The organism is Fulverythrobacter fulvus, from assembly GCF_037154085.1.
GTDB lineage: Bacteria > Pseudomonadota > Alphaproteobacteria > Sphingomonadales > Sphingomonadaceae > Andeanibacterium > Andeanibacterium fulvum.
This window is the reverse complement of sequence record NZ_JBANRM010000003.1, coordinates 1-26,216: the sequence shown is the minus strand read 5'-3', so window position 1 is coordinate 26,216 and position 26,216 is coordinate 1. Positions and strand designations below refer to the sequence as shown.

The window sequence follows — 26,216 nt, the reverse complement described above, 5'->3', positions numbered from 1 at the left end:
AGCCTTGCCCGGCGCATGATGTTCATTGCGGCGGGGTGGATCACCATCCTGCTGCTGCTGGGCGGCATTGCGCTGGATCGCACGCTCACCGGGCTGGTCACGCGCAATTTCGACGAGCAACTCGATTACATGCTCACTGCCATGGTCGGCTCGGTCGAGATCGGCCCGGATGGCGAGGTGCTGTTCAACCGCCCGCTGGGCGACCAGCGCTTTCTTGAGCCTAACAGCGGCCTTTACTGGCAGATCAGCGGCGAAGGGCATGACGATTACGCCTCGCGCTCGCTGTGGGATCGCACGCTCAAGGTCGATTACACGCACTTCCTTGCCGCGCCGCGCATCTATGACAGCGACCAGTTCGCAGGCGAGAAATTGCGCGTGAGGGAACGCACTGTGCTGCTGCCCGGCAGCGATACGGAATGGTGGTTCGTGGTCGCTGCCAGCCGCAACGATCTCGATGCACAGATCACCCGCATTCGCTCGATCCTGTTCTGGAGCTTCGTGGTGCTGGGCATGGGCCTGTTCCTGATGGCGGGCCTCCAGACCTGGTATGGCCTTGGCCCGCTGCGCCGCGTGCGGCTGGCGATCAAGCGCATGCGCACGACAGGCGCCAACCGCGTGACCGATCCGCTGCCGCTGGAAGTGCAGCCGCTGGTGGAGGAACTGAACGCCCTGCTCGCCCATTCGGAAAAGCAGGCGGAAGAGGCGCGCACTCATGCGGGCAACCTTGCTCATGCGCTCAAGACGCCGCTGACAGTGGTGATGAACGCTGCCACCGCCAAGGCGCCCGATCTCGCCGATACGGTGATCCGCGAGGCCGCCGTGATGCGCCGTCAGGTGGACCACCACCTCGCCCGTGCGCGCGCCGTTGGCCGCCGCGCCGTGGGCCTTTCGCGCGCCAATGTCGGTGAAAGCGTGGAGGCAGTGCTGCGCGCTGTCACCCGGCTTTACGATACGACCCGCTTCGATCTTGCCGGTAACCGCAATGCGCGCGTGGCCATCGAGCGGCAGGATCTCGACGAAATCCTCGGCAATCTGATCGAGAATGCGGCCAAATATGGCGGCGGCAGCGTGTTCGTGACGATCGACGCCGAACCGGGATCGGACGAATGCCTGATCCAGGTGGAGGATGACGGCATGGGCATTCCCGAAAGCGAGCGCATCCGCATCTTCGATCGCGGCGCGCGGCTGGACACCGGCAAGCCCGGCACGGGCCTCGGCCTCGCCATCGTGCGCGACGTGGCGGAAATCTACGGCGGCAGCGTCACTCTGGGCGAGAGCGAGGATCTGGGCGGGCTGCTGGTGGAACTGCGCCTGCCGCGGGTGGGTTAGGGCTCATCTGGCCCCTATAGGCCCCAATACCAACGCCCGTTCGTCCTGAGCTTGTCGAAGGACACGGGAAAGTTGCTGATCCTGGGGTAACCCATGGTGCGCGTCCTTCGACAGGCTCAGGCTGAGCGGATGTGGTAAGAAGCGGGAAACTTACTTCCCGTTCTTCGCCTGCATGTGATGGCGGATCACCTCGTCGATCACGAAGCGGATGAACTTCTCGCTGAATTCGGGATCGAGATCGGCTTCCGTCGCCAGCGTGCGCAGGCGGGCGATCTGGCGTTCCTCGCGGCCCGGATCGCTCGCGGGCAGATTGGTCGTCGCCTTGTATTCGCCCACAGCCTTGGTGATGCGGAAGCGTTCGGCCAGCATGTGGATCAACGCGGCATCGATATTGTCGATGCTCTTGCGGAAGCCGGCGAGGACGGGATCGGGTGTGGTCTGGTTGGTCATCGCTGTCGCTGATTGGGACGGTTGGCGGGCGGAACAGGCAGGCCCTAGCATACATTCCACGCTTGCCAAGCGGCCTGTCTGCTTCCATGGGCACCTCGCATGAGCGCAGAGGTTATTCAGCTTCCCCGCAAGGAGCCGTCGCTGGCCCCGATCCTGTCCCTCACTGCCACGGCGATGAACGCCGTCAATGCAGTGATCCTGGATCGGATGCAGAGCGAAATCCCGCTGATTCCGGCGCTTGCCGGCCATCTCATTTCCGGCGGCGGCAAGCGGATGCGTCCGATGCTAACGCTCGCCGGGGCGGAGCTGATCGGCTATCAGGGCACGCGCCATCACAAGCTGGCTGCCGCTGTGGAATTCATCCACACCGCCACCTTGCTGCATGACGACGTGGTCGACGGGTCCGACATGCGCCGGGGCAAGGCCGCCGCCAATATCATCTTCGGCAATCCGGCCACGGTGCTGGTGGGCGATTTCCTCTTCACCCGTTCCTTCGAACTGATGGTGGAGGATGGCAGCCTCAAGGTTCTGAAAATCCTGTCCAACGCTTCTTCGGTCATTTCCGAGGGCGAAGTGGATCAGCTGACCGCCCAGCGGCAGATCGAGACGAGCGAGGAACGCTATCTCTCGATCATCAGCTCCAAGACGGCCGCGCTCTTCGCCGCCGCCAGCCGCATCGCCGCCGTAGTCGCTGAGCGCAGCGAGGCGGAGGAACAGGCGCTGGACGATTACGGCCGCAATCTGGGCATTGCCTTCCAGCTTGTCGACGATGCGCTGGATTACTCCGCGGATGCCTCGCAGATGGGCAAGGACCGGGGAGACGATTTCCGCGAAGGCAAGATGACCCTGCCGGTGATCCTGGCCTATGCCCGCGGCAATGAGGAAGAGCGGGGCTTCTGGCGCGCCGCCATCGCCGGGCACCGCACTTCCGATGCGGACCTCGCCCATGCGGTGCAGCTTATCCAGAACCATGACGCCGTGAATGCCACGCGTGAGCGGGCACGCCACTTCGCCCAGCGCGCGATCGATGCGCTGTCGATCTTCCCCGCCACCAAGGCGCGCGAAGCCATGGTGGAAGCAGCCCAATTCGCGGTTTCGCGGGGGTATTGATCCAAACCGTCACCCCGGACCTGTTCCGGGGTCCGGCTTCTGAAAATGCGTGCCAAACCGCACCGGCCCCAAGAGGCTGCGCGCTTTGGCCTTCCTCGCGCCTTTGCATGATATGCAAGCTGGACCCCGGAACAGGTCCGGGGTGACAGGTGATAAATTAGATGCACTCCAGCCCGGCATGACGATATGGGCAGGGCGTGACCGAGCTTCCCATCCACGCTGTCCTGCCCGAGCTTCTCGGCGCCCTGCGCGCGCGCAGTTCCGCAGTGCTGATTGCCCCGCCCGGGGCGGGCAAGACTACTTCCGTCGCTCCCGCGCTGTTGGGGGAGGATTGGTGCAGCGGCCAGATCATCCTGTTGTCCCCCCGCCGCGTGGCCGCGCGTGCCGCTGCTGAACGGATGGCGGAAATTCTGGGCGAGAAGCCCGGCGAAACCGTGGGTTATCTGACGCGTCTGGACAGCAGGATGTCCGGCAAGACGCGGATCGTGGTGATGACGGAGGCGATCTTCGTTGCCCGGATTCTCGACGATCCGGAGCTTGCGGGCATTTCCGCCGTGCTGTTCGACGAAGCGCATGAGCGGCATCTGGACAGCGATCTGGGCCTCGCCCTCGCGGTGGAAAGCCAGCAAGTGCTGCGCGAGGATTTGCGCCTGATCGTCATGTCCGCCACGATTGACGGCACGCGCTTTGCGGGCCTGCTGGGCGATGCGCCAGTGGTGGAGAGCGAAGGCAAGGCCCATCCGCTGCGGATCGAATGGCTGGGCAGTCGCCCGGAATTGCGTGTCGAGGATGCGATGACTTCCGCCATTCTTACTGCCTGGCGGCAGGAGCAGGGCGATATCCTTGCTTTCCTGCCCGGCGTGGGGGAGATCGAACGCACGCGCGAAAGGCTGGCCGAAAAGCTGTCCAATGTCCCGATCCTGCCGCTGCATGGACAGGTGGAGCCGCAGGGGCAGCGCATTGCGATCAAGCGGGACAGTGAAGGCCGCCGCCGGATCGTGCTGGCCACGTCCATCGCGGAAACCTCGCTCACGCTGGATGGCGTGTCGGTCGTCGTCGATAGCGGGCTGGCGCGCCGGGCAGAGTTCGATCTTGCGGCGGGCGTGACGCATCTCGTCACCACGCGCGCCAGCCAGGCATCGGCTGCCCAGCGCGCAGGCCGCGCGGCGCGTCAGGGGCCGGGCGTGGCCTATCGTCTGTGGGAAGAAGGCGCTCATGCCGGGCGTCCGGCCTTCGATCCGCCGGAAATGCTGACGGCGGACCTCGCTCCGCTGGTGTTGGCGCTGGCGCAATGGGGTGCAGGCGATCCGGTGGCGATGGCGTGGATCGATCCGCCGCCCGCCGCCGCCCTTTCCGCCGCGCGCGGGCGCCTTGCGGCGCTGGGCGCTCTCGATGGGGAAGGGCGGATCACGGATTTCGGGCGCAAGCTGGCCCAATTGCCGATGGAGCCGCCGCTGGCCGCCATGGTGTTGTTCGGGGCCGAGGCAGGCGACGCGCGCGGCGCGGCGCGGCTGGCGCTGTTGTTGCAGGAACGCGGGCTGGGCGGGCGCAGCGAGGATCTGGCGCAGCGCCTGTCGCGCTGGAACGGCGACCGTTCCCCCCGCGCAGAGGCTTCGCGCAAGCTGGCCGATGGCTGGGCGAAGCGGGCTGTTGCACTGAATTCCGTTCGTCCTGAGCCTGTCGAAGGACAGCATTTTTCTTCTGAAAAGAAGAACGGGACTTCGACAAGCTCAGCCCGGACGGGAATTGACCTCGGCGTCCTCCTCGCCCGCGCCCTGCCGGACAATCTCGCCCGCCGCCGCGATGCTTCGGGCGAGAGCTGGATCAGCGCGGGCGGGCGGGGCTACACGCTCGATCCGGCGTCCCCATTGGCGCGCGCCGAGTGGCTGGCCATCGGCGATGCGCAGGGCAGGGCACAGGCAGCGCGGATCACGGCCGCATGGCCGCTCACTGCCGAGGAAGTGGAACGCGACCTTGCCCGCATGATCGAGCGGCGCTCCGTCCTCAACTGGAATGCCGCGGAAGGCCGGGTTGAGGCGCGGCTGGAACGGCGGCTGGGTGCGATCACGCTCGCCAGTGGCCCCGATCCCAAGCCGGACCCTGTGGCCGTTGCCGCGCTGCTTGTGGATAAGGCTCGGGAAAAGCTGGCGGATATCCTGCCGAAAACCCTGATGGCCCGCGCGCGCCACGCCGGGCTTGAGGCGCTTTCGCTGGAAGTTCTGGCGGCCGAGGCGGATGACTGGCTCGCCCCGCTGCTGGAAAAGCGCCGCGATCTCGATCTGCCCAGGGGCGCGCTGACCGAGGCACTGCTCAATCGGCTGGACTGGGATTCGCGCCAGAAGCTCGATCGGCTGGCCCCGCGCGAATGGACCAGCCCGGCCGGCACGCATCATGCGATCGATTACGATGCCGATGGCGGACCCAGCGTGGAAGTGCGGGTGCAGGCCCTGTTCGGGCTGGACCGGCACCCGACCATCGGCCAGCCGCCGCAGCCGCTATTGCTTCAGCTTACCAGCCCCGGCGGACGCCCGGTTCAGGCCACGCGCGACCTGCCTGCCTTCTGGCGCGGCAGCTGGCGCGACGTGGTGAAGGACATGAAGGGCCGCTATCCCAAGCACCGCTGGCCCGAGGAACCGTGGACCGAGGCGCCCAGCCTGAAAACGAAGAACGCCTTCAACGCTTCAACACGCACTTGATTCGACTCGCGCTTTTGACGAAAGGCTCTTTTCCATGAGCGCACGCATCTACCAACGCCCGAAGAATGCCATGCAGTCTGGCAAGGCCCTGCTTGGCCAGTGGATTCTCGAATTCGATCCGGCGGAGGCGAAGAAGCCCGATCCGCTGATGGGCTGGGCTGGCAGCGGCGACACGCAGCAGCAGGTGCAGCTGAAGTTCCCCAACAAGGAAGAGGCGCAGGCCTATGCCGCCAAGCACGGCATTCCCGCCCGCGTCCATGCGACCCCGCCGCGCGCACTGAAGCTTCAGGCTTACGCGGATAATTTCAGGTAATTTGGCACTGGTCGTCATCCTGAAATGGCGGGATGACGAGAAGTGTTGAAATCCTGATCGATCCCCGCCATATGCCCGCCCGGGAGTCGGTCGGACGTTTGCGTCCGCCAACCTGGTCAGGTCCGGAAGGAAGCAGCCACAACGGTCAGCGGCGGGTCGGCCGGCTCCTTTTATCACTGACAATTCGGCGCCGACCCCCTACCTAGGGCCCATGGTCGATTCACCCCACATCGACGGCGAGGAAGAGACGCAGCCCTCAGCTGCGGAGCTTGAGGCCGCGGGCCAATCCGCGCTGTTTGGCGGGCCGGTCGATTCCGGGCCGGAGAAGCCTGCGCCGGTCGCCGCCGCAGCGGCTTCCGCTCCCGCCGCACCCAAATCCGTCGCCGCGCAGCCCTATCGCGTGCTGGCGCGCAAATATCGCCCGCAGACCTTTGCCGAGCTGATCGGGCAGGATGCGATGGTGAAGACCCTGGCCAATGCCATCGCGCGCGACCGGCTGGCCCATGCCTTCCTGATGACCGGCGTGCGCGGGGTGGGCAAGACTTCCACCGCGCGTCTGATCGCCAAGGCACTCAACTGCGTCGGGCCGGACGGGCAGGGCGGGCCGACCATTTCGCCTTGCGGCCAGTGCGAACCCTGCACCGCGATTGCCGAGGGCCGCCATATCGACGTGATCGAGATGGACGCTGCCAGCCATACCGGTGTGGACGATGTGCGCGAGATCATCGAGGCAGTGCGCTATGCCGCCGTCTCGGCGCGCTACAAGATCTACATCATTGACGAAGTTCACATGCTTTCCCGCAATGCGTTCAATGCGTTGCTGAAAACTCTTGAGGAACCGCCTGCGCATGTGAAGTTCCTCTTCGCCACCACCGAAGTGGACAAGCTGCCGGTCACGGTCCTTTCCCGCTGCCAGCGTTTCGACCTGCGCCGCATTCCCACGCCGCTGCTCAAGGACCATTTCGCCGGAATCTGCGCCAAGGAAGGCGTTGAGGCGGAAGACGATGCGCTGGCCATGGTTGCCGCCGCAGCCGAAGGATCGGTGCGAGACGGGCTGTCGATCCTCGATCAGGCGATTGCCCATGCCGATCTCGATACGGGCGGCAAGGTCACGGGCGAGCGTGTGCGCGACATGCTTGGCCTGGCAGACCGCAGCGCCTTGCGTACGCTGTTTGCCGCTTTGCTGAACGGCGATCCGCAGGGCCTGCTGGCTTTGGTCGACAATCAATATTCGCTTGGCGTCGAACCGCTCGCGCTGATGCGTTCGCTCATGGATATCTGCCACCGCATCACGGTCGCGCAGGTCGGCCGCAGCGGCGGCGAGGCGGCGACCGCGGAAGAACGCGCGCTGATCGAGGAATGGGCGGAAAAGCTCAGCCCCGGCCAGATTCACCGCCTGTGGCAATTGCTGCTCAAGGGCCATGACGAAGTGCGGCAGGCGCCCGATCCGCTGGTGGCGGTGCAGATGGCGCTGCTGCGCGTGATGCATGCGGCCGACATGCCCGATCCGGGCACTCTGGCGAAGAAGCTGGAGGATATGGCGGCCAGCGGCGCGTTCGCCGGTGCGGTGGCCCCCTCCGGCGCTTCCGGGGGCGAGGGCGCTCCGCAGGCGCGGGTGGTCGTTCCGGCCGTCAACTGGGCGGAACTGGTCGAGCGGGTCGAGCATTCGGGCCTGCCTGGCCATATGACGCTGGCCAACAAGATGAAGCTGCAGGTGCGCGTGGCGGAGATCGCGCCGGGCCGGCTGGTCTATTCGCTGGCGCCTCCTTTCAAGGAGGATTTGTCCGCCGAATTGCGCGATGCGTTCCACAAGATCACCGGTGAGCGCTGGGACATCGAACGCGTGGAGCAGGGTGGGGAATCCACTCTTGTCGAAACGGTCGAGAACGCGAAGTCCAACGCAATCCGCCGCATTCGCGAGGCGCCGCTGGTAAAGGCTGCCTTCGAAGTGTTTCCCACCGCCGAACTGGTGGAGGAAGAGGCCCCGCAATCTGGCGGACAGCGCCAGTGGGGCCGTCGCTGATTTAGCAAACAGACTGAATATCCAAGGGTAATGCCATGAAATCGATGGAAGAAATGCTCAAGGCCGCGCAGCAGGCTGCGGAGACGATCCAGAAGCAGATGAATGACGCGCAGGTCACGCTCGACAATATCGAGGTGGAAGGCGTTTCCGGCGGCGGGCTGGTGAAGATCCGCTGCACCGCCAAGGGCCGCATCCTGGGCGTCTCGATCGATGACAGCCTGATGGTGCCGGACGACAAGCAGATGCTGGAAGACCTCGTCACCGCCGCTTTCAACGATGCCCGCGCCAAGGCCGATCAGGCGGCCAATGCGGAAATGCAGAAGATTCAGGGCAGCATGGGCCTGCCGCCGGGCTTCAACCTGCCCGGTATGGGCTGAGGCGCTTCGTAATTCTTGGGAAAAAGGGCCCGCCCGGCATGGATCGCCGGGCGGTTCCGTTTCAGCCTTCGGTCGCTTCTGAAGCGAGCAGGTAGCGCCAGATGAGCGCGCCCAATGCGCCACCGGCGAGCGGCGCAACCCAGAACAGCCAGAGCTGGCCCATGGCTGCCGTTTCGGCGAACAGCGCCACGCCGGTGGAGCGGGCGGGATTGACCGAGGTGTTGGTCACCGGGATCGAGATCAGGTGGATCAGCGTCAGCGCCAGGCCGATGGCGAGTCCGCCGAAACCCGCCGGTGCCGCCTTGGACGTCGCGCCCAGGATCACGATCAGGAACCCTGCGGTCAGCACGATCTCGATAATCAGGGCCGCCTGCATGGAATAGCCGCCGGGCGACAGATTATCGAAGCCATTGGAGGCAAAGCCGCCTGCTTCGAAGCCCGGCTTGCCGCTGGCAATGGCGTAGAGCACCGCGCCCGCGATCACCGCGCCCACCACCTGCGCGATCCAGTAGGGGATAAGCTCTTTCCAGCCGAAGCGGTTGGCCACTGCCAGCCCGAGTGAAACGGCGGGGTTGAAGTGGCCGCCCGAAATGCCGCCCAGCGCATAGGCCATGGTCAGCACGGTAAGGCCGAATGCCAGCGCCACGCCCGCAAAGCCGATCCCCAGTTCCGGGAAGGCCGCGGCCAGAACTGCCGATCCGCATCCGCCGAACACCAGCCAGAATGTGCCGATAAGCTCGGCAGCCAATTTCCTGGTCATGTCCATTTCTCCTCTCCTGTTGAAGAGGGGAAGGTAACTCTGCCTGGGGCCTGGCGCGAAATGAAATCTTCACCATCCCGGCAGGGCCGCCGAGAGGCGCCCTTATCGCTTGCTGCCGCCCGAGATTGCCCGGCTGCGCGCGCGGCGTTCAACGGCCTGGAACAGGGCGTCGAGATCGTCGGCATCCACGTCCAGCAATTCGTCCCAGTCTTCCAGCACCGCGTCGAGGTCTTCGCGCCGATAGAGCGTTTCGTTCGCCGGCGCAGGCGGCTTGGGCATGGCGTGGGGCCAGGCGTGGCCGGTGAAATTGTTGTAGAGCCAGCCCGCCAGCACCAGCGTGCCGACATTGGCCGCAAAGGGGATCATGTGGGCATAGGTCCAATGTTCCGGCCCGGTGGCGCCCAGCGCGCAGAGCAGGGCGCAGGCGCCGCCCGGCGGGTGGAGGCAGCGAGTGAGCGTCATCACCGCAATGGCCGTGCCGACTGCCGCGCCTGCTGCGATCCACGGCGTGCCGAAGATGTGGCCCGCCGCAAGGCCGACCAGCGCGGAAAGCAGGTCTCCGCCGATTACCGGCCAGGGCTGGGCCAGCGGGCTCGCGGGAACGCAGAACACCAGCACGGCCGATGCGCCAAGCGGCGCGACCAGCCAGGGCAGGGCGCCCATGCCGATGATGCCGCCCGTCATGCCGACGATGGCGTAAGTTACGGCGCCCGCCAGGAAGATGCCCAGCGCCGCACCCAGCGCGCCGCGCAGCCAGCCGAGATGGCCGAAGGCGGGCTGGCGCTCGAGCGCGGCCGTGCTGCGGAGGATGCGGGCTAGCATGGGCTGGGTGGGGAATCGGGAAATCGCAGTGCGTACGGCGATCTTCGGGAAGCCTCATGCGCAAGAAAAACGACCGGCGCGCCCTAGCGATCCTGTCACGCACGTCAAGTTTTCGGGTGGCGCAGGCTCACCCGCGCCGGGTGGACGGGAAGGACGCGGCCTTCCCGTCCCGGTAGGTCATTTGCCGCAGCGGCAGTTCGGGCCGCACTTGCAATCCTTGCAGGTGCAGCTGGGCTTGCAGCGCTGGTCTTCGGTCTTCGTGGTCTGGTCGGTCATGGTGCTTCTCCTCGTTTCTCAAGTGAGGAGGACCGGATAGGCACGCGCTTCAGCCCGCGCTTGAACGCAAGGGCTGAATTCGCGTGAGCGTCGTGGCCGGCAGGCCGAAGGTTCGGCGGAAGATGCGGCTGAGGTGCGCGGAATCCGAAAAGCCCGCCAGATGGGCCGCTTCGGTGAGGGACTGGCCTTCCGAATAGATATCCAGCGCGCGCACCAGCCGCAGCCACAGGAGATAGGTCTTGAAGGGCAGGCCCGTCTGCTCGACGAACAGGTGCCGCAGCCTGCTTTCGGAAAGATAGATCCCCTCAGCCGCCTGTTTCAGCGAAAGCGGCCGGTCGAGCCGGGCCGTGGCCGTATCGATGATGCGCCTTATGCGCGGATCGGGCTCCACGGCGGGCAGGCCGGGCTCCATCAGGCGGATCGCGGCCTCTCCGCGTGCCAGCATCGCGGGGCGGTCCGCCCGTTCGAGCAAATGTTCGGCATCGGGGGCAAAGACAGCGCGGACCTCATCGGGGAGGGGGACGATATCCGCCGTGCCGAACAGCGATTGGGTCAGCGCGCGGCCGATCCGGCTTTCCGGCTCCACGAAGACGAAAGCCAGCAGGCCATGGGCCTCCAGCCGGTGCGCGGCCCCGGCGCGGACGGCCAGGACTGTGCCGGAAAGCGAGTGCTCCCGCGTCGCCAGAGTCAGCGAGCCGGAGAGGGAAGCGGTGATCTGGATCGCATGATGCGCATGGAATCCCGCCTCGCCAAAGCCGTCCGGCGCTTCGAGCAGCCAGACGCTGACGCCCTGCGAAATGGCGAGTGCCGCTCTCCCCCTGGTCATTCCGCCAAGATAGCACCGGGCATGCGGCCCACGAAGCGTAATAGGATTTTCCTACAGGGCCCTGTCTGTGCCAGGGTGCCGCCATGCTCGCAAAAGCCCAGCTTTCAGGCCTTTTCCATCCCTATCCCCCGGCCATGCCGGGGAAGCGCAATGTTTCCCTTGAACAGTGTCAACTATGTCAACTTCGACAGGAAACCAATCGGGAACATGAATGGCGCCGCCCCATTGCAGTGGGCAAGGTGCCTACCCATATTCCCGGTTAAATGATGGGAAATCCTTCCCTGCGCCCTATGCGGCGCCTCAGAAATTTGGATATACCGGCGCAATGAACCTCTACCCCCTGCTTCCCTTGCGCGACATCGTCGTTTTCCCCGGCAGTGTCGTGCCCCTGTTCGTCGGGCGCGAGAAGTCGGTCGCGGCGCTTGAAGAAGCGATGGCCGGCAGCAAGGACATCTTCCTTGTCGCCCAGCTTGACCCCGGCTGCGACGATCCGGAGCGTGACGATCTCTACGACGTGGGCGTGGTCGCCCAGGTGCTGCAGCTGCTCAAGCTGCCCGATGGCACGGTGCGTGTGCTGGTCGAAGGACAGGAACGTGCGAAGCTGGAAGGCCTGCGCGAGGAAGGTGGCTTCGTGGTCGCCCAGGTCGAACATCTTGAACCTGAATTTGCCGGCGGCACCGAAGTGGCCGCGATGATGCGCAGCGTGGTTGAGCAGTTTGCCGAATACGCCAAGCTCAACAAGAAGGTGCCCGAAGAGCTCGAGCAGGAACTGGCCGAGATCGACGATGCCTCGCGCCTGGCCGACATGGTGGCGCATAATCTCAACGCCAAGGTTTCCGACAAGCAGGCCCTGCTGACCGAGCGCGATCCGATGAAGCGGCTGGAAATGGCCTATGGCTTCATGGAAGGCGAGCTGTCCGTCCTGCAGGTGGAGCGCAAGATCCGCGGGCGCGTGAAGCGCCAGATGGAGAAGACGCAGCGCGAATATTACCTCAACGAACAGCTCAAGGCGATCCAGAGCGAGCTGGGCGGCGATGGCGAGGAAGCCAATGAAGTCGCCGAGCTGCAGGACAAGATCGAGAAGCTCAAGCTCTCCAAGGAAGCGCGCGCCAAGGCGCTGACCGAGCTGAAAAAGCTCAAGACCATGCAGCCGATGAGCGCCGAAGCCACCGTGGTGCGCAATTATCTCGACGTGCTGCTGGGCCTGCCCTGGGGCAAGAAGTCGAAGCTCAAGAAGGATCTTGGCCGGGCGCAGGCCGTGCTCGATCAGGATCACTATGCGCTGGACAAGGTGAAGGACCGGATCGTCGAATATCTGGCGGTTCAGGCCCGTTCCAACAAGCTGAAGGGGCCGATCCTGTGCCTCGTCGGCCCTCCGGGCGTGGGCAAGACCAGCCTCGGCAAGTCGATCGCCAAGGCGACCGGGCGCGAATTCATCCGCCAGTCGCTGGGCGGCGTGCGCGACGAGGCCGAAATTCGCGGTCACCGCCGCACTTATATCGGCTCGCTGCCGGGCAAGATCGTGTCGAACCTGAAGAAGGCCGGCACGTCCAACCCGCTGTTCCTGCTCGATGAGATCGACAAGCTGGGCCAGGATTTCCGGGGCGATCCCTCGGCGGCGCTGCTCGAAGTGCTCGATCCGGAACAGAACGCCAAGTTCCAGGACCATTATCTGGAAGTCGATATCGACCTTTCGGACATCATGTTCGTCTGCACGGCGAACAGCCTGAACCTGCCGCAGCCGCTGCTCGACCGCATGGAGATCATCCGGCTGGAAGGTTATACGGAAGACGAGAAGGTCGAGATTGCCGAGCGTCACCTGATCGAAAAGCAGGTGAAGGCGCATGGGCTGAAGAAGGGCGAGTTCACGCTCACCCATGAAGGCCTGCGCGACCTTATCCGTTACTACACCCGCGAGGCGGGCGTGCGTACGCTGGAGCGGGAAATCGCCCGGCTGGCGCGCAAGAGCCTGCGTGCGATCCTTGAAGGCAAGGCCACCAGCGTCACCATCACGCCGGAAAACCTCGCCGATTATGCGGGCGTGCGCAAATATCGCCACGGCGTTTCGGATGAAGAGGCGCAGGTGGGGGCAGTCACCGGCCTTGCCTGGACCGAGGTGGGCGGCGAATTGCTGACCATCGAAAGCGTGACCACGCCCGGCAAGGGCGAGGTGCGGACCACCGGCAAGCTGGGCGAAGTGATGAACGAGTCCGTGCAGGCCGCCTTCAGCTTCGTGAAGGCGCGGGCGCCTGCCTATGGCATCAAGCCTTCGATCTTCCAGCGCAAGAACATCCACATCCACTTGCCCGAAGGGGCGGTGCCCAAGGATGGTCCTTCGGCCGGTATCGGCATGGTGACCTCGATCGTCTCCTCGCTCACCGGCATTCCGGTGCGCCCGGATGTGGCGATGACCGGCGAAGTGACTCTTCGCGGGCGGGTGCTGGCGATCGGCGGGTTGAAGGAAAAGCTCCTCGCGGCCCTGCGCGGCGGCATCAAGACCGTGCTGATCCCGGAAGAGAACAGCAAGGATCTGGCCGAGATTCCGGAAAATGTGAAGCAGGGCCTGGAGATCATCCCGGTCAGCCATGTCGACCAGGTGCTGGAACGGGCGCTGACCGCCAAGCCGCAGCCGATCGAATGGAGCGAGGAAGACGATCTGGCCAGCCAGCCGGCTCCCGCTCCGGTCGGTTCCGGGACCTCCGCCACCGCTCATTGAGATTCGCCCGGCACGGGCGATTCGAGGCGATTTGCCCCCGTCACGTCATCGATGTGACGGGGGATGGCCACACTTGTGACGCGAACTTGTCCTCAACTCGCCGCAATCCAAGCTGCAATTGTGAAAAAACCGCGCTTTTGCGCCTGTTTTGCCTTTGACAGGACGGGCAAAAATCGCTCAATTCACGCCCACCCGAGAGGCGATTCAAAACCATATCAATTCCGGCACATCTCAGAGGGGGTTCCTTTACGATGAACAAGAACGAACTGATCGGCGCAGTTGCCGACGCCAGCGGCCTTTCCCGCAGTGACGCAACCAAGGCAGTGGAAGGCGTGTTCGACACGATCACTGCAGCGCTCGCCAAGGGCGATGAAGTCCGTCTGGTGGGCTTCGGCACCTTCTCGGTTGCCAAGCGCAAGGCTTCGACCGGTCGCAACCCGCGCACTGGCGAACCGATGACCATCAAGGCTTCCAGCCAGCCGAAGTTCAAGGCAGGCAAGGGTCTGAAGGACTCCGTCAACTAAGCGGACTTCCATACGGCCGCAACGCCTCGCGGCCGTAAGAAAAAGCCGCGTCTGCCATGTGCAGGCGCGGCTTTTTTCTGTCTGCGTTCCGCCGCGCCGGGCCCCTCAGCGGGGCGGCGCGGCAGGAAATGCGGATCAGTTGGCCAGCTGGATCAGCGCCATCGGCGCATTGGTGCTCCGGCGGCTGATCTTCCAGACGAGCTGCTGCCCCCTGGGCGAAGCCTGCGGGCCTTCATCGGTGTTGTTCGCCAGGATCGCGGCATCCGTGGTCAGCGTGAAAGTGCCGTTCAGCTCGGGAATCTTGGGCGCGCCCTCAACTTGAGAGGCGTCTGATCCATAAAGCGATGCGGCCTGAAGCAGCCCGCTCGACGAACTGGGGGAACTGGACTGCACGGCAAAGCCCGGTGCATCCACGCGCACCACGCCCCCGTCGCGCAGATTGGCGATCACGAAATTATTGGTCAGCGCGGACCCTTCCAGCACCGGGAAGGTGAAATCATGGGCCAGCTTGCTGGTGACGGCGAAGTCGACCACGTAGAGCCCGTCGCCCTTATATTCCACGCTGTTCCAGCCATGCTGGCGGCGCAGGCTGGCGGCCAGTTCTTCCGCTGCCGCCGGATCGGTGGGGTCGATCCCGCCGAACAGCGTGCCGAATGCCTTGGCATTACGGGAGTCCTCGGCCTTCTTGTCTTCCAGATTCTGCTGCCAGTCCCGCTTCTGCTGCTCGATTTCCTCAGCGGTGCACTCTTCCTCGTTGAAGTCCTCGTCATAGCAGGCCGACTGCTCGAAAGCCGGGTCGCCCCCGACCTCATTGCCGATTTCCGCCAGCTTGCTCAGGCCGAGAACGTAGATCTCGCCCTTATAGGTGAAGGTGAAGCTGCCATCCTTGCGCAGGTCCAGTGCCGAATCGAACTTGCCGGGCGAGAGGAAACAGCCCGTCAACATCAGGGCAAGCCCCACTGCCAGAATTGCGGAGCGCGCCGTGCGGGCCGCCCTGCCGATATCCGTCATTGCCGTCATTGCCCTGTTCCTTCGATCAAGCCATTTCGCGCGATGCGACCGCATAGAGCGCGATCGCGGCGGCATTGGATACGTTGAGGCTTTCCATCTGGTTGCTGATCGGCAGGCGGGCGAGGGCATCGCAATGGGCGGCGACATTCGCGCGCAGCCCTTCGCCCTCGGCGCCCAGAACCAGCGCGACCGGGCCCGTCGGCAGGACCTGCGCCAGGGTCGCATCCGTCTCGCCGGCAAGGCCGATGCGCCAATATCCGGCCTCGGCCGCTTCCTCGAGCGCGCGGGAGAGATTTACCACGCGCACCCAGGGCACGATTTCCAGCGCGCCGGAGGCCGACTTCGCCACGACGCCGGATTCGGGCGGGGCGTGCCGGTCCTGCGTGACCACCGCGCAGGCATTGAAGGCTGCGGCAGAGCGCAGGATCGCGCCGACATTATGGGGATCGGTCACCTGATCGAGCACCACCAGCGGCCGGGCGGGATCGCCCTGAAGCACTTCATCCAGGTGCAGGTCTTCCAGCGGCTCGCATTCCAGCACCAGCCCCTGATGCGGTGCATCGCGCGCGACCAGCCGGGCCAGATCCTGCCCGTCGGCATATTCGAGCGGGAAATCTGCGGGCAATTCGCCGTCGAGTGATTCGATTCCCTCGCGGGTCGCCCACAGCTTGCGATGGCGCCGTTCGGGGTTCTTCAGTGCGGCTTCCACCGCATGGCGGCCCCACAGGCGGACATAACCCTGTGACGCCCGGCCGCTGCCGCGCCCGCCCTGCATCCGCCCGGCACGCCCACGCAACGCCCGCTTTTCCCCATGCTTCGCCATCTTTACTCCCTTATCGACGCCCTTCGCCGAAATCTTCCTCGCGCTCCTGCCAGTCGCCCCATTGACAGGCAAGCGTCGCTTCGCCATTGGGGCGCCTCTCGGCCGGACCGGCCCTTCCTTGAAGGGTCAAATTCCGGGGCAACCCGGCACCGGCAATGGTGTGGACAGGTGGCCGAGTGGTTAAAGGCAGCAGACTGTAAATCTGCCCGTGCAAGCGTACGCTGGTTCGAATCCAGCCCTGTCCACCACCGCCGCCTTCAAGAGACGATCACTATCGCCCAGGGCATTGCCATGGGTAACCAGCGTTTCGAAGCGCAGCTTCGATGCTGGTCGGAGTCGAGGCGCCTTGGCGCGGAGACGCGGGCGCAGGCCGCATAGGCAGGGCAGGCTTCGCTATCGTCTTGCAACAGCGCAGCGGCGCCCAACATGGGTTGTAGGGCTGCACGCTAACCCGTAGGAGGCGTCCATGGCCGGAGAAATATTGGACAATAAGGGCCGGGGCGAAGCTGCGTGGGGTTGGCCCGCAATTCACCCCGAGGGTCGCAAATTCGGGCTGATCGCTGCCGTGATCAGCTTGGTCTTCCTGATCGGACTCGATTGGGAGATCGTCGGATGGCCTCTGGTTTTGCTGACTTTGGGCGTATTCGCCTTCTTCCGCGATCCCGAACGCGTCGTGCCGCAGGACGATAGCTACATCGTTGCCCCGGCGGACGGGCTCGTCACGCTGATTCAGGAAGTCGAGCCGCCGATCGAGTTGCAGATGGACGATGGCAGCGGCTCGCGCGGGCTGGGCGGGGCAAAGGTCACGCGCGTCTCGATCTTCATGTCGGTGTTCGATGTGCACATCAACCGCGCCCCGGTGGGCGGCACGGTGCGCCGGGTGATCTATATTCCCGGCAAGTTCATGAATGCCGATCTCGACAAGGCGAGCGAGGAAAACGAACGCCAGCACATCCTGATCGAGCGGGCCGATGGTCTGCAGATCGGCTTTACCCAGATCGCCGGCCTCGTGGCACGACGAATCGTGTCCTTCGTGAAGCCCGGCGACATGCTCGCGGTGGGCCAGCGCGTCGGCCTGATCCGATTCGGTAGCCGCGTGGACGTCTATCTGCCTGCGGGCACCGATCCCAAGGTGCTGATGGGCCAGAAGGTCGTCGCGGGCGAAACCGTGCTGGCCGAGATCGGCAAGCGCCAGCTGATCGAGGGCGTCAGCCAGTGAGCGGCCCGGGCGACAGCGATTCGCTCGAACCGGTCGGCCCCAAGGCGTCGGAAGGCGAGCGGGCGCTTGCCCCTGGCGGTCCGCGAGGGCTCACTTTGCGGGCGGTCCTGCCCAATGCGATCACTGCTGCCGCGCTTTGCGCCGGGCTTACCGGGGTGCGTTTCGCAATCAATGGCGATTGGGAACGCGCGGTATTCGCCGTGGTGCTGGCCGGCCTGCTGGACGGGATCGACGGGCGTATCGCCCGCCTGCTCAAGGCGCAGTCCCGTTTCGGTGCGGAACTCGACAGCCTGTCCGATTCGCTGTCCTTCGGCATGGCGCCGGCCCTGATTCTCTATCTGTGGTCGCTTCAGGACCTGCCGCGCTTCGGTTGGTTTGCGGCGCTGTTTTTCGCCCTGTGCTGTGCGCTGCGCCTCGCTCGCTTCAATGCGCGCATCGACATGGACGATCAGCCGCACAAGTCCGCTGGCTTCCTCACGGGCGTACCCGCGCCGGTGGGGGCAGGCCTGGCCTTCGTTCCGCTCTATCTCTGGATGGCGAGTGGCGAGGAAACTTTCCGTCATCCGGTTCTGGTCGCCCTGTGGGTCGCGGCCATGGGCTTCCTGATGATTTCCAACATCGCCACGCTGAGCTGGACTTCGTTGCGTCCGCGTCGAAGCGTTCGCCTGGGCGTGATTGCGCTGGTCGGGATTACTTTCGCCGCCTTGCTGACCGAACCCTGGTGGACGCTGGCGGCAATCTGCGTGGTCTATCTCGCGCTGATGCCCTGGGGCATCGTCAGCTACGGCCGGATCAGGCGGCAGCGAGCAGTTCGTCAAGCCGCTGAACGGGAGGCTGCCGGTCAGCAGGGCTGACGCGGGCAGCCTTGGTGCCGGCCATCCCGGCCCCGGCCAGTTGGATGAGGCGCAGCGGTGCCGGGCGATGTTCGATCACCCGCAAGCGCGCAACCACCACATCTTCGCAATTGGCGAGCGCGTGGCGCAGCATGGCGAATGCGGCGATGCCGCGTGCGTAAGCCTGGGCAAGAACGGCAAGCGAGACGAGGCCGGCGGCCGCGAACAGCAGGGCAAGGGCAATAAGCGTCATCGAAACCGCTCCATTCATGGCTCCAGAGCCGGGAAAGGGCTGTGGAAGGCTTGTGGATAACCCGTGGAGAGTGGTAAGAAGATTGAGTCGCACCCCTCTCCGGGCTCGATGGGAACAATGTTCCCTATTTGTTCCAAAATGTCAAGCGCGATCTGCGCATGCTTTTTGGGCTCCGTTGCTTTTGCCGGGGCGGCATTGAGGGATTCATGCTGGATTTTGGCGGAGAACGGAGCTAAGGGGCGGCCCGCTCAGGCATAAAGCGTCGGATTTTCGTCGCTCTGCGCCGGGGCAAATTCACATGGAAGGCGCACATACCGGTGCCGTTGGCGGGATCTCCGCCCGGTTCCAGCCTTCCAGCGGAACAACCGGAAAGGAATTACCTATGGCGGCTCCTACCGTCACCATGCACCAATTGATCGAGGCCGGCGCTCACTTCGGCCACCAGACCCACCGCTGGAACCCGCGGATGAAGCCGTATATCTTCGGCGCCCGCAACGGTGTTCACATCATCGACTTGTCGCAGACCGTGCCGCTGATGGCCCGCGCGCTTGAATTCGTTTCCGGTACCGTCCGCAATGGCGGCAAGGTGCTGTTCGTCGGCACCAAGCGCCAGGCGCAGGAACCGATCGCCGATGCGGCCCGCGCCAGCGGCCAGTATTACGTCAATCACCGCTGGCTGGGCGGCATGCTCACCAACTGGAAGACGATCAGCCAGTCGATCAAGAAGATGAAGGCGATCGAGGAACAGCTTTCGGGCGACACTTCGGGTCTGACCAAGAAGGAAATCCTCGACCTTACCCGCAAGCACGAGAAGCTGCAGCTTTCGTTGGGCGGCATCCGTGACATGGGCGGCATTCCGGACGTGATGTTCGTGATCGACGCCAACGTCGAACAGCTCGCTATCAAGGAAGCCAACGTGCTGGGTATCCCGGTCGTGGCCGTGCTCGACACCAACGTCGATCCCTCGGGCATCGCTTTCCCGATCCCGGGCAATGACGACGCCAGCCGCGCCGTCCGCCTCTATTGCGACGCGATCGCCCAGGCGGCGACCAAGGGCAATGTCGAAGGCGTTGTCGATTCGGGCCGTGACATCGGTGCGATGGACGCTCCGCCGGCTGAAGAAATTGCCGAAGTTGCCGTGGAAGCGGACGCCGGCGCTGAAGCTTCGGCCTGAGCGTAACCGAACTGGCATAATTGCCGTTTAGCGCGCCGGGCCAGTCGATTGGCCCGGTGCCAACGGCACATTCAAGAGGACAGAACAATGGCTGCTTATTCCGCCGCTGACGTGAAGGCCCTGCGCGAACGCTCGGGCGCCGGCATGATGGACTGCAAGAAGGCTCTCGACGAGACCAATGGCGACATCGAAGCTGCCGTCGACGCTCTGCGCGCCAAGGGCCTGGCTGCTGCTGCCAAGAAGTCGAGCCGCACTGCGGCCGAAGGTCTGGTCGGCGTTGCCGTTGAAGGCACTCGCGGCGTTGCCGTCGAAGTGAACTCGGAAACGGACTTCGTTGCCAAGAACGACCAGTTCCAGGACTTCGTCCGCAAGACCACTCAGGTCGCGCTGGGCGTGGACGGCGACGATGTCGAAGTGCTGAAGGCTGCTGCCTATCCCGACGGCGGCACCGTTGGCGAAAAGCTGACCAACAATGTCGCCACCATCGGCGAAAACCAGCAGGTCCGCCGCCTCAAGACCGTTTCGGTCAGCGAAGGCGTGATCGTGCCCTACATGCACAATGCGGTCGCGCCGAGCCTCGGCAAGATCGGCGTGCTCGTGGCGCTCGAAAGCTCGGCTCCGGCTGAAACGCTCGAAGCTCTCGGCAAGCAGCTGGCGATGCACATCGCCGCCGCCTTCCCGCTGGCGCTGAACGCCGATGGCCTGGACCAGGAACTGATCGCCCGCGAACGCGCGATCGCCGAGGAAAAGGCTGCCGAAAGCGGCAAGCCGGCCGAAGTGCAGGCCAAGATGGTCGATGGCGCGATTGCCAAGTTCGCCAAGGAAAACGCTCTGCTCTCGCAGGTCTTCGTCATGGACAACAAGACCCCGATCCAGCAGGTCGTCGATCAGGCGGGCAAGGACGCCGGCGCGAAGATCGTCCTGAAGGACTATGTCCGCTTCCAGCTCGGTGAAGGCATCGAGAAGGAAGTGAGCGACTTCGCTGCCGAAGTCGCCGCCGCAGTCGCGGGCTAAGTCCCTTACTGCTAAGAGATTGTCCCCGCGCGGCCCGTGCCGCGCGGGGATTTTCATACCCGGTCAAGGCGTGCCCACCCCTTGGCAGCGCTCCCTGTCGCTCTATAAGAGCGGCGCCCAGGCAATTTGCGAGTTTTCGATCCCATGTCCAAACCCGGCTTCAAACGTGTCCTTCTGAAGCTTTCGGGCGAAGTGCTGATGGGCAATCAGCAGTTCGGGATTGATCCTTCCTTCGTGCTGGAACTGGCGAAGGAAGTGAAGGCCGCCAAGGAAACCGGCCTTGAAATCTGCCTGGTGATCGGCGGGGGCAATATCTTCCGCGGCATGGCCGGTGCGGCGCAGGGAATGGACCGCGCACAGGCCGACTATATGGGCATGCTCGCCACGGTGATGAATGCACTGGCGATGCAGAGCGCGCTCGAACAGGTCGGTGTTCACACCCGCGTCCAATCGGCAATCGAGATGGACCAGGTGTGCGAGCCGGTGATCCGCCGCCGGGCCGAACGGCATCTGGAAAAGGGCCGGATCGTGATTTTCGCCGCCGGCGTCGGCAGCCCCTTCTTCACGACCGATAGCGGCGCAGCCTTGCGCGCGGCGGAAATGAAGTGCGATGCGCTGCTGAAAGGGACGAGCGTGGACGGGGTCTATGATTCCGATCCCAAGAGCAATCCCGATGCTGTGCGTTTCGACAAGGTCAGCTATGACAAGGTGCTGGCCGACAATCTCAAGGTGATGGACGCCTCCGCCGTGGCCCTGTGCCGCGACAATAATATTCCGATCGTGGTCTTCTCGATCCGCGAACAGGGAAATCTCGCACGCGTGCTGGCGGGCGAGGGCGTGCAGACCACGGTGCAATGACGGTAATCTGAGGAAGCCCTGACAATGGCTAAGTACGACAAGGCAGATCTCGAACGGCGCATGGCTGGCGCGGTGGAATCGCTCAAGGGCGATCTGGCGGGCCTGCGCACCGGCCGCGCCAACACGGCGCTGCTCGATCCGATTCAGGTGGAAGTCTATGGGGCGATGATGCCGCTCAACCAGGTGGCGACCGTTTCGGCCCCCGAACCGCGCATGCTGAGCGTGCAGGTGTGGGACCGGTCGAACATGACCCCGGTGGAAAAGGCCATCGCCAAGGCCGGGCTCGGCCTCAATCCGATGACCGACGGGCAGACGATCCGCCTGCCGATCCCGGACCTGACCGAGGAACGCCGCAAGGAACTGGCAAAGCTTGCCGGGCAATATTCCGAAAAGGCCAAGGTCGCGATCCGCAACGTCCGCCGCGACGGGATGGAAGCCCTGAAGGAAGACGAGAAGAAGAAGGAAATCGGCGAGGACGAGCGCAAGCGGTCCGAAGACGATGTCCAGAAGCTTACCGATCAGTACATCAAGCAGACTGACGACGTCGCCGCCCAGAAGGAAAAGGAAATCCTCGGCCAGTGATGGACCAGTCCTCCTCTCCATTCGCCGCGAGCGAGGGCGAGAGGCGCGATGGCGAGGGTTGTGCTGCGGCTCCGTCCAGCTTGGACGGACCGCGCGCCGCGCATGGGGCGCGCCACGTCGCGATCATCATGGACGGCAATGGCCGCTGGGCGAAGAAACGGCATTTGCCGCGCGCGGTCGGCCATCAACGCGGCGTGGAATCGGTGCGGCGCCTGGTGCGTGCTGCCCGCTCGATGGGGCTGGAATGCCTGACTCTCTATGCCTTCTCTTCGGAGAACTGGAAACGTCCGCAGGATGAGATTTCCGACCTGATGGGGCTGCTGCGCCGCTTCATCAAGGGCGATCTGCCGGAATTCATCGCCAATGACGTACGCCTGAAGATCATTGGCGATTATAAGGCGTTGGAGCCGGATATTGTCGCCATGCTCGAAGATGCGCTCGAGCAGACCAGCGGCGGCAGCATCACTCTGGCGGTCGCGCTGAATTACGGATCGCAGCAGGAAATCGCCCGTGCGGCGGCACAGGCCGCAGCCGAAGGCGAAGTCAGCGTTGAGAGCATCGCGGCCCGCCTCGATACGGCCGATCTGCCGCCGCTCGATCTTCTGATCCGTACTTCGGGCGAAGTTCGCCTGTCGAACTTCCTGTTGTGGCAGGCCGCCTATGCGGAGATGTATTTCACCGACGTGCTGTGGCCGGATTTCACTCCCGCCCATCTGGAACAGGCGCTCGCCGTCTTTGCCGGCAGGGAGCGGCGCTTTGGCGGACGGTGACGTGACCGGCGAGGCGCGGGAGCCGCAACCCGCAAAGCCGAAATCCGACCTCCGGGTCAGAGTGATTTCAGCATTGGTGATGCTGCTGGTGGCCGGTGCGGCCTTCTGGCTCGGCGGGCCGGTGCTGGATCTGTTCATCGCCGCCGTCTCCTTCGCCACGCTGATCGAATTGATGAAGCTGGTAGAACTGGCCACCGAAAGCCCGGCGCGTCGCATTCTGGGGACGATAGCAGGCGTGGTCTATGTCGGCGGGGCGGCGGTTTCGCTGATCGTTTTGCCGTCCTTCCTTGTCGCGATCGTCGTGGGCATCGTGATCTTCACCGATACCGGGGCCTATTTCAGCGGCCGCAAATTCGGCAAGCGCAAGATCGCCCCTTCCATCAGCCCGTCCAAGACCTGGGAAGGGCTGTATGGAGGGATGATCGCTGCCGGCCTGTTCGGCGCGCTCGCGCTCGGCTTCGTGGTGCTGGCGGCTTCAGCGCTTTCGCCTGAAAAGCCGGGCATTCCCTGGCTTGCCATGCTGGCGGGAGCGGGGATTGGCGCGGTGCTGGCCATTGCGGCACAGGCCGGGGATTTTCTCGAAAGCTGGCTCAAGCGCAAGGCTGGGGTCAAGGATTCCAGCAGGCTCATTCCGGGGCACGGCGGGGTTTTCGACCGGGTTGACGGTCTGTTGCCGGTCGCGATCATCGCGGGCCTTGGTTCTCTTATCTATGCGACGGTGGCCCTGTGACCCGCTCCATCTCTATTCTCGGTGCGACCGGCTCCATCGGCGCTTCCACGCTTGACCTGATCCGGCGCGAGAAAGGCAAGTGGCGCGTCGTGGCACTCACGGCCAATGGCAAGGCAGCGGAACTGGCGGCACTGGCCGTCGAATTCGGCGCCGAAGTGGCAGTGGTGGCCGATGAGGCGCGCCTGCCCGAATTGCGCGCGGCTCTGGCCGGAAGCGGGATCGAGGCTGCTGCCGGCCCGGACGCATTGTGCGAGGCTGCCGCGCGCGGGGCGGATGTAACAGTCGCCGGGATCGTGGGTTGTGCCGGCCTTGCGCCCACCATGGCCGCGATCCGGCAGGGCAGGGTGGTTGCGCTGGCCAATAAGGAGGCGCTGGTTTCCGCGGGAGACATCCTGCTGGCAGAGGTCGAGAAATACGGCGCCACGCTGTTGCCAACCGATTCCGAGCATAATGCGATCTTCCAGTGCCTGCAGGGCAATCGCATCGAGGATGTGAGGTGGATCACGCTCACGGCCAGCGGCGGGCCGTTCCGCGACTGGTCGATGGAGCAGTTGCGCGCGGCCACGCCGCAGCAGGCGCTCAAGCATCCCAATTGGTCCATGGGGGCCAAGATCACGATCGATTCTGCCACCATGATGAACAAGGGCCTCGAATTCATCGAGGCGCATCATCTGTTCCCCGTGGGGCTCGACCGGTTGCGGATCGTGGTTCATCCGCAGAGCGTGATCCATTCGATGGTCGAATATCGCGACGGGTCGACGCTCGCGCAGTTGGGCCCCTCCGACATGCGCGTGCCCATCGCATCCTGCCTTGCCTGGCCGGAACGGATGGACACGCCCTGCAAGCCGCTCGATCTTCCCGCTATCGGCCAGCTGACTTTCTTCGCTCCGGATGAGGAGCGTTTTCCCGCCACTCGCCTGGCGCGTGAGGCGGTGCAGGCGGGCGGGGCTGCGCCTGCCGTGCTCAACGCGGCCAACGAAGTGGCCGTGGAAGCATTTCTCGCTGGTCAGATAGCGTTCACCGAAATTTCGGCAAAGGTGGACAGGATGCTATCACGCGCTATCCCTGCTGCACCCGCCACGCTGGAGGATGTACTGGCAGTGGACGCCGAAACCCGCGCGATTGCGCGCGAATTGCTGGAGCATGCTTGAATAATGGCTTCCCCGCCTTTCTGGATGTGGATCGTCGGTTTCCTTCTGGTGCTGGGGCCGTTGGTCACGGTCCATGAGCTTGGCCACTATCTGGTGGGTCGCTGGTTCGGGGTTAAGGCAGATGTCTTCTCGATCGGCTTCGGCAAGGAACTGACTGGCTGGACTGACCGGCGCGGCACGCGCTGGCGGATTTCCGCACTGCCCCTGGGCGGCTATGTCCAGTTTGCGGGCGACATGAATCCCGCCAGTCAGCCCAGCGCGGAATGGCTCGCCCTGCCGTATGAGGAACGCCGGAAGACCTTCCAGGCGAAATCCCTGTGGCAGCGCGCGCTGATCGTGGCGGCAGGCCCAGTGACCAATCTGCTGGTTGCAGTGGCGATCTTCGCTGCGTTCAATCTCGCTTATGGCAAGCCGGTTCCGGCCGATCCGGCGCAGTCCAACATGGTGCAGAACTTCGCGCCGCAATCGCCCGCGCGCGAGGCGGGGATGAAGATCGGCGACCGGATCGTCGAGATCGACGGAGAAAAGGTCGCGCGGTTCCAGGACATCGTGGACCGGGTGGCGCTCTATCCGAACAAGCGGATCGTCGTGGGCGTCGAGCGTGACGGCGATCTCGTGAAAATCCCCGTCAAGATTGCGGCGAGCGAAGAGGCCGACCGGTTCGGCAATGTCTCCAAGGTGGGGCGGATCGGGGTCTTTTCCAGCGCCTTTGCGTTCGAGCCGGTGGGAATCGGGGAATCCGTTACGCTGGCCGTCGGGCAGAGCGTGGATATCGTACGGATGATGGTGATCGGGCTGGGCCAGATCATCGCAGGAGATCGCCCCGTTTCGGACCTTGGCGGACCGATCAAGATCGCCAAGTTTTCGGGCGAACAACTCAGCCTTGGGCCGCTGGCTTTCGTCTCTTTCGTGGCGATGATTTCAATTAATTTGGCATTCATCAACCTGTTGCCAATTCCAGCACTCGACGGCGGGCACCTGGCTTTCTACGCGGCTGAAGCGGTCCGTCGTAAGCCGATCGGTCCGCGCAGTCAGGAATGGGCGTTCCGCACCGGCGTGGCCTTCGTGCTCGCACTGATGCTGTTCGTGACCATCAACGATATCGCTTCGCTGCCCTTGTTTGGAAGTTGAGCGGGGAAAGGACGGCAGACCAGCCCATTTCACCGGACATTTGCTTGATTGGCGACACGGCATCGGGCAAGGGCGGCGGTCATGTGTCGTCGGGGATAACCCAGCGACAAACGACGGTGGTTGGCCGTCAGGGGACGAGAAACACCGTGTCGAAGATTGGACGGGACATGGGCCTTAAGGGCAAGAAATTTTCTGCACCGAAGATCGCTGCGGCGTTGCTCGGCGGCACTATCCTGGCGGGTCACCCTGTGGTGGCTTCTGCGCAAGACCAGGAAACACCGGCCAGTCCGGCACCGGCGGTGGCTGCACAGCCCACCGGGCAGGTGATCCGTTCGATGGTGGTCACGGGCTCCCAGCGTCTGGAGGCCCAGACGATCCTGAGCTACATCCAGCTGCGGGTGGGCGGTCAGTATACGGAGGCGGCGGCCGACCAGGCGCTGAAGGA

Annotated in this window: 26 protein-coding genes, 1 tRNA gene and 1 other RNA gene; 21 read left to right on the top strand and 7 right to left on the bottom strand. The window is 64.4% G+C overall.

Annotated features, from left to right (window positions below):
* Positions 1-15 precede the first annotated feature (15 nt).
* Complete coding sequence (locus WFP36_RS09780; RefSeq protein WP_336980786.1) at positions 16-1,329, top strand: sensor histidine kinase; 1,314 nt, start codon at positions 16-18, stop codon at positions 1,327-1,329.
* 150 nt (positions 1,330-1,479) lie between these two features.
* Here the strand turns inward: WFP36_RS09780 and WFP36_RS09775 are convergent, their stop codons facing one another.
* Positions 1,480-1,779, bottom strand: coding sequence for a chorismate mutase (locus WFP36_RS09775; protein WP_336980099.1), 300 nt, complete (start codon positions 1,777-1,779; stop codon positions 1,480-1,482).
* Between the two features lie 99 nt (positions 1,780-1,878).
* Between WFP36_RS09775 and WFP36_RS09770 the strand changes: the two genes are divergently transcribed.
* The 6 genes from WFP36_RS09770 (at position 1,879) to WFP36_RS09745 (ending at position 8,298) form a co-directional block, all read left to right on the top strand.
* A complete protein-coding gene (locus WFP36_RS09770) occupies positions 1,879-2,889 on the top strand; it encodes a polyprenyl synthetase family protein (protein ID WP_336980097.1) in 1,011 nt (336 codons plus the stop codon).
* Positions 2,890-3,086: 197 nt separating this feature from the next.
* Positions 3,087-5,585 carry an ATP-dependent helicase HrpB gene (hrpB, locus tag WFP36_RS09765; RefSeq protein WP_336980095.1) on the top strand — a complete coding sequence of 833 codons (2,499 nt, stop codon included), beginning with the start codon at positions 3,087-3,089 and terminating at the stop codon, positions 5,583-5,585.
* A 34-nt stretch (positions 5,586-5,619) separates the two neighbouring features.
* A complete protein-coding gene (locus WFP36_RS09760; protein WP_336980093.1) occupies positions 5,620-5,898 on the top strand; it encodes an ETC complex I subunit in 279 nt (92 codons plus the stop codon).
* Between the two features lie 79 nt (positions 5,899-5,977).
* Positions 5,978-6,072: signal recognition particle sRNA small type (gene ffs / locus WFP36_RS09755), an RNA gene on the top strand.
* A gap of 37 nt (positions 6,073-6,109) precedes the next feature.
* Complete coding sequence (locus WFP36_RS09750) at positions 6,110-7,921, top strand: DNA polymerase III subunit gamma/tau (protein WP_336980091.1); 1,812 nt, start codon at positions 6,110-6,112, stop codon at positions 7,919-7,921.
* A 35-nt stretch (positions 7,922-7,956) separates the two neighbouring features.
* The gene (locus WFP36_RS09745; protein ID WP_336980089.1) at positions 7,957-8,298 is read left to right on the top strand and encodes a YbaB/EbfC family nucleoid-associated protein; all 342 of its coding nucleotides are present in this window, start codon (positions 7,957-7,959) and stop codon (positions 8,296-8,298) included.
* 61 nt (positions 8,299-8,359) lie between these two features.
* Here the strand turns inward: WFP36_RS09745 and aqpZ are convergent, their stop codons facing one another.
* The 3 genes from aqpZ to WFP36_RS09730 all read right to left on the bottom strand — a co-directional run bounded on the left by aqpZ (position 8,360) and on the right by WFP36_RS09730 (position 10,982).
* Complete coding sequence (gene aqpZ / locus WFP36_RS09740; protein ID WP_336980088.1) at positions 8,360-9,058, bottom strand: aquaporin Z; 699 nt, start codon at positions 9,056-9,058, stop codon at positions 8,360-8,362.
* Positions 9,059-9,160: 102 nt separating this feature from the next.
* Positions 9,161-9,880: an HPP family protein gene (locus WFP36_RS09735; RefSeq protein WP_336980086.1), complete on the bottom strand. Its 720-nt coding sequence runs from the start codon at positions 9,878-9,880 to the stop codon at positions 9,161-9,163.
* A 325-nt stretch (positions 9,881-10,205) separates the two neighbouring features.
* Positions 10,206-10,982 (bottom strand): helix-turn-helix transcriptional regulator, encoded by a 777-nt coding sequence (locus WFP36_RS09730; RefSeq protein ID WP_336980084.1) that lies wholly within the window; start codon positions 10,980-10,982, stop codon positions 10,206-10,208.
* 325 nt (positions 10,983-11,307) lie between these two features.
* On the opposite strand from WFP36_RS09730, the gene lon reads away from it, so the two are divergent.
* Positions 11,308-13,698, top strand: a complete 2,391-nt coding sequence (lon, locus tag WFP36_RS09725; RefSeq protein WP_336980082.1) for an endopeptidase La — start codon at positions 11,308-11,310, stop codon at positions 13,696-13,698.
* Positions 13,699-13,949: 251 nt separating this feature from the next.
* Positions 13,950-14,222 carry an HU family DNA-binding protein gene (locus WFP36_RS09720; RefSeq protein WP_054529503.1) on the top strand — a complete coding sequence of 91 codons (273 nt, stop codon included), beginning with the start codon at positions 13,950-13,952 and terminating at the stop codon, positions 14,220-14,222.
* 135 nt (positions 14,223-14,357) lie between these two features.
* On the opposite strand, the gene WFP36_RS09715 is transcribed toward WFP36_RS09720, so the two are convergent.
* A complete protein-coding gene (locus WFP36_RS09715) occupies positions 14,358-15,242 on the bottom strand; it encodes a hypothetical protein (RefSeq protein ID WP_336980079.1) in 885 nt (294 codons plus the stop codon).
* A 16-nt stretch (positions 15,243-15,258) separates the two neighbouring features.
* A complete protein-coding gene (gene rlmB, locus WFP36_RS09710; protein ID WP_336980077.1) occupies positions 15,259-16,056 on the bottom strand; it encodes a 23S rRNA (guanosine(2251)-2'-O)-methyltransferase RlmB in 798 nt (265 codons plus the stop codon).
* A gap of 162 nt (positions 16,057-16,218) precedes the next feature.
* On the opposite strand from rlmB, the gene WFP36_RS09705 reads away from it, so the two are divergent.
* From WFP36_RS09705 to WFP36_RS09695, 3 genes are all read left to right on the top strand, one after another.
* Positions 16,219-16,304, top strand: a tRNA-Tyr gene (locus WFP36_RS09705).
* Between the two features lie 218 nt (positions 16,305-16,522).
* The gene (locus WFP36_RS09700; protein ID WP_336980075.1) at positions 16,523-17,275 is read left to right on the top strand and encodes a phosphatidylserine decarboxylase; all 753 of its coding nucleotides are present in this window, start codon (positions 16,523-16,525) and stop codon (positions 17,273-17,275) included.
* Entirely contained in the window at positions 17,272-18,129 is an 858-nt protein-coding gene (locus tag WFP36_RS09695; protein ID WP_419716627.1) for a CDP-alcohol phosphatidyltransferase family protein, read from the top strand. Before WFP36_RS09700 ends, WFP36_RS09695 begins: the two co-directional genes overlap by 4 nt.
* On the opposite strand, the gene WFP36_RS09690 is transcribed toward WFP36_RS09695, so the two are convergent.
* Positions 18,068-18,361, bottom strand: coding sequence for a hypothetical protein (locus tag WFP36_RS09690; protein WP_336980073.1), 294 nt, complete (start codon positions 18,359-18,361; stop codon positions 18,068-18,070). The genes WFP36_RS09695 and WFP36_RS09690 overlap by 62 nt on opposite strands.
* A 382-nt stretch (positions 18,362-18,743) precedes the next feature.
* Here WFP36_RS09690 and rpsB point away from each other — a divergent pair, with 382 nt between their 5' ends.
* The 9 genes from rpsB to WFP36_RS09645 form a co-directional block, all read left to right on the top strand.
* Positions 18,744-19,535 carry a 30S ribosomal protein S2 gene (gene rpsB / locus WFP36_RS09685; RefSeq protein WP_336980071.1) on the top strand — a complete coding sequence of 264 codons (792 nt, stop codon included), beginning with the start codon at positions 18,744-18,746 and terminating at the stop codon, positions 19,533-19,535.
* Positions 19,536-19,622: 87 nt separating this feature from the next.
* On the top strand, positions 19,623-20,549 hold the full coding sequence (tsf, locus tag WFP36_RS09680) for a translation elongation factor Ts (protein WP_336980069.1): 927 nt from the start codon (positions 19,623-19,625) through the stop codon (positions 20,547-20,549).
* Between the two features lie 144 nt (positions 20,550-20,693).
* Positions 20,694-21,407: a UMP kinase gene (pyrH, locus tag WFP36_RS09675; RefSeq protein ID WP_336980068.1), complete on the top strand. Its 714-nt coding sequence runs from the start codon at positions 20,694-20,696 to the stop codon at positions 21,405-21,407.
* A gap of 24 nt (positions 21,408-21,431) precedes the next feature.
* Positions 21,432-21,989 (top strand): ribosome recycling factor, encoded by a 558-nt coding sequence (gene frr / locus WFP36_RS09670; protein WP_336980066.1) that lies wholly within the window; start codon positions 21,432-21,434, stop codon positions 21,987-21,989.
* A gap of 128 nt (positions 21,990-22,117) precedes the next feature.
* Complete coding sequence (gene uppS / locus WFP36_RS09665; RefSeq protein WP_336980784.1) at positions 22,118-22,759, top strand: polyprenyl diphosphate synthase; 642 nt, start codon at positions 22,118-22,120, stop codon at positions 22,757-22,759.
* Positions 22,746-23,489: a phosphatidate cytidylyltransferase gene (locus tag WFP36_RS09660; RefSeq protein WP_336980064.1), complete on the top strand. Its 744-nt coding sequence runs from the start codon at positions 22,746-22,748 to the stop codon at positions 23,487-23,489. Before uppS ends, WFP36_RS09660 begins: the two co-directional genes overlap by 14 nt.
* The gene (locus WFP36_RS09655) at positions 23,486-24,640 is read left to right on the top strand and encodes a 1-deoxy-D-xylulose-5-phosphate reductoisomerase (RefSeq protein WP_336980062.1); all 1,155 of its coding nucleotides are present in this window, start codon (positions 23,486-23,488) and stop codon (positions 24,638-24,640) included. Before WFP36_RS09660 ends, WFP36_RS09655 begins: the two co-directional genes overlap by 4 nt.
* A 3-nt stretch (positions 24,641-24,643) precedes the next feature.
* The gene (rseP, locus tag WFP36_RS09650; RefSeq protein WP_336980060.1) at positions 24,644-25,771 is read left to right on the top strand and encodes an RIP metalloprotease RseP; all 1,128 of its coding nucleotides are present in this window, start codon (positions 24,644-24,646) and stop codon (positions 25,769-25,771) included.
* Positions 25,772-26,022: 251 nt separating this feature from the next.
* Positions 26,023-26,216: hypothetical protein (locus WFP36_RS09645; protein ID WP_336980058.1), on the top strand; the 194-nt coding region annotated here is incomplete at its 3' end.

Excerpts from the sequence above, each read along its gene's own strand:
- WFP36_RS09780 (WP_336980786.1), top strand. The coding sequence starts at position 16 with ATGATGTTCATTGCGGCGGGGTGGATCACCATCCTGCTGCTGCTGGGC.
- WFP36_RS09775 (WP_336980099.1), bottom strand. The coding sequence starts at position 1,779 with ATGACCAACCAGACCACACCCGATCCCGTCCTCGCCGGCTTCCGCAAG.
- WFP36_RS09770 (WP_336980097.1), top strand. The coding sequence starts at position 1,879 with ATGAGCGCAGAGGTTATTCAGCTTCCCCGCAAGGAGCCGTCGCTGGCC.
- WFP36_RS09760 (WP_336980093.1), top strand. The coding sequence starts at position 5,620 with ATGAGCGCACGCATCTACCAACGCCCGAAGAATGCCATGCAGTCTGGC.
- WFP36_RS09750 (WP_336980091.1), top strand. The coding sequence starts at position 6,110 with ATGGTCGATTCACCCCACATCGACGGCGAGGAAGAGACGCAGCCCTCA.
- WFP36_RS09745 (WP_336980089.1), top strand. The coding sequence starts at position 7,957 with ATGAAATCGATGGAAGAAATGCTCAAGGCCGCGCAGCAGGCTGCGGAG.
- aqpZ (WP_336980088.1), bottom strand. The coding sequence starts at position 9,058 with ATGACCAGGAAATTGGCTGCCGAGCTTATCGGCACATTCTGGCTGGTG.
- WFP36_RS09735 (WP_336980086.1), bottom strand. The coding sequence starts at position 9,880 with ATGCTAGCCCGCATCCTCCGCAGCACGGCCGCGCTCGAGCGCCAGCCC.
- WFP36_RS09730 (WP_336980084.1), bottom strand. The coding sequence starts at position 10,982 with ATGACCAGGGGGAGAGCGGCACTCGCCATTTCGCAGGGCGTCAGCGTC.
- lon (WP_336980082.1), top strand. The coding sequence starts at position 11,308 with ATGAACCTCTACCCCCTGCTTCCCTTGCGCGACATCGTCGTTTTCCCC.
- WFP36_RS09720 (WP_054529503.1), top strand. The coding sequence starts at position 13,950 with ATGAACAAGAACGAACTGATCGGCGCAGTTGCCGACGCCAGCGGCCTT.
- WFP36_RS09715 (WP_336980079.1), bottom strand. The coding sequence starts at position 15,242 with ATGACGGCAATGACGGATATCGGCAGGGCGGCCCGCACGGCGCGCTCC.
- rlmB (WP_336980077.1), bottom strand. The coding sequence starts at position 16,056 with ATGGCGAAGCATGGGGAAAAGCGGGCGTTGCGTGGGCGTGCCGGGCGG.
- WFP36_RS09700 (WP_336980075.1), top strand. The coding sequence starts at position 16,523 with ATGGCCGGAGAAATATTGGACAATAAGGGCCGGGGCGAAGCTGCGTGG.
- WFP36_RS09690 (WP_336980073.1), bottom strand. The coding sequence starts at position 18,361 with ATGACGCTTATTGCCCTTGCCCTGCTGTTCGCGGCCGCCGGCCTCGTC.
- rpsB (WP_336980071.1), top strand. The coding sequence starts at position 18,744 with ATGGCGGCTCCTACCGTCACCATGCACCAATTGATCGAGGCCGGCGCT.
- tsf (WP_336980069.1), top strand. The coding sequence starts at position 19,623 with ATGGCTGCTTATTCCGCCGCTGACGTGAAGGCCCTGCGCGAACGCTCG.
- pyrH (WP_336980068.1), top strand. The coding sequence starts at position 20,694 with ATGTCCAAACCCGGCTTCAAACGTGTCCTTCTGAAGCTTTCGGGCGAA.
- frr (WP_336980066.1), top strand. The coding sequence starts at position 21,432 with ATGGCTAAGTACGACAAGGCAGATCTCGAACGGCGCATGGCTGGCGCG.
- uppS (WP_336980784.1), top strand. The coding sequence starts at position 22,118 with ATGGACGGCAATGGCCGCTGGGCGAAGAAACGGCATTTGCCGCGCGCG.
- rseP (WP_336980060.1), top strand. The coding sequence starts at position 24,644 with ATGGCTTCCCCGCCTTTCTGGATGTGGATCGTCGGTTTCCTTCTGGTG.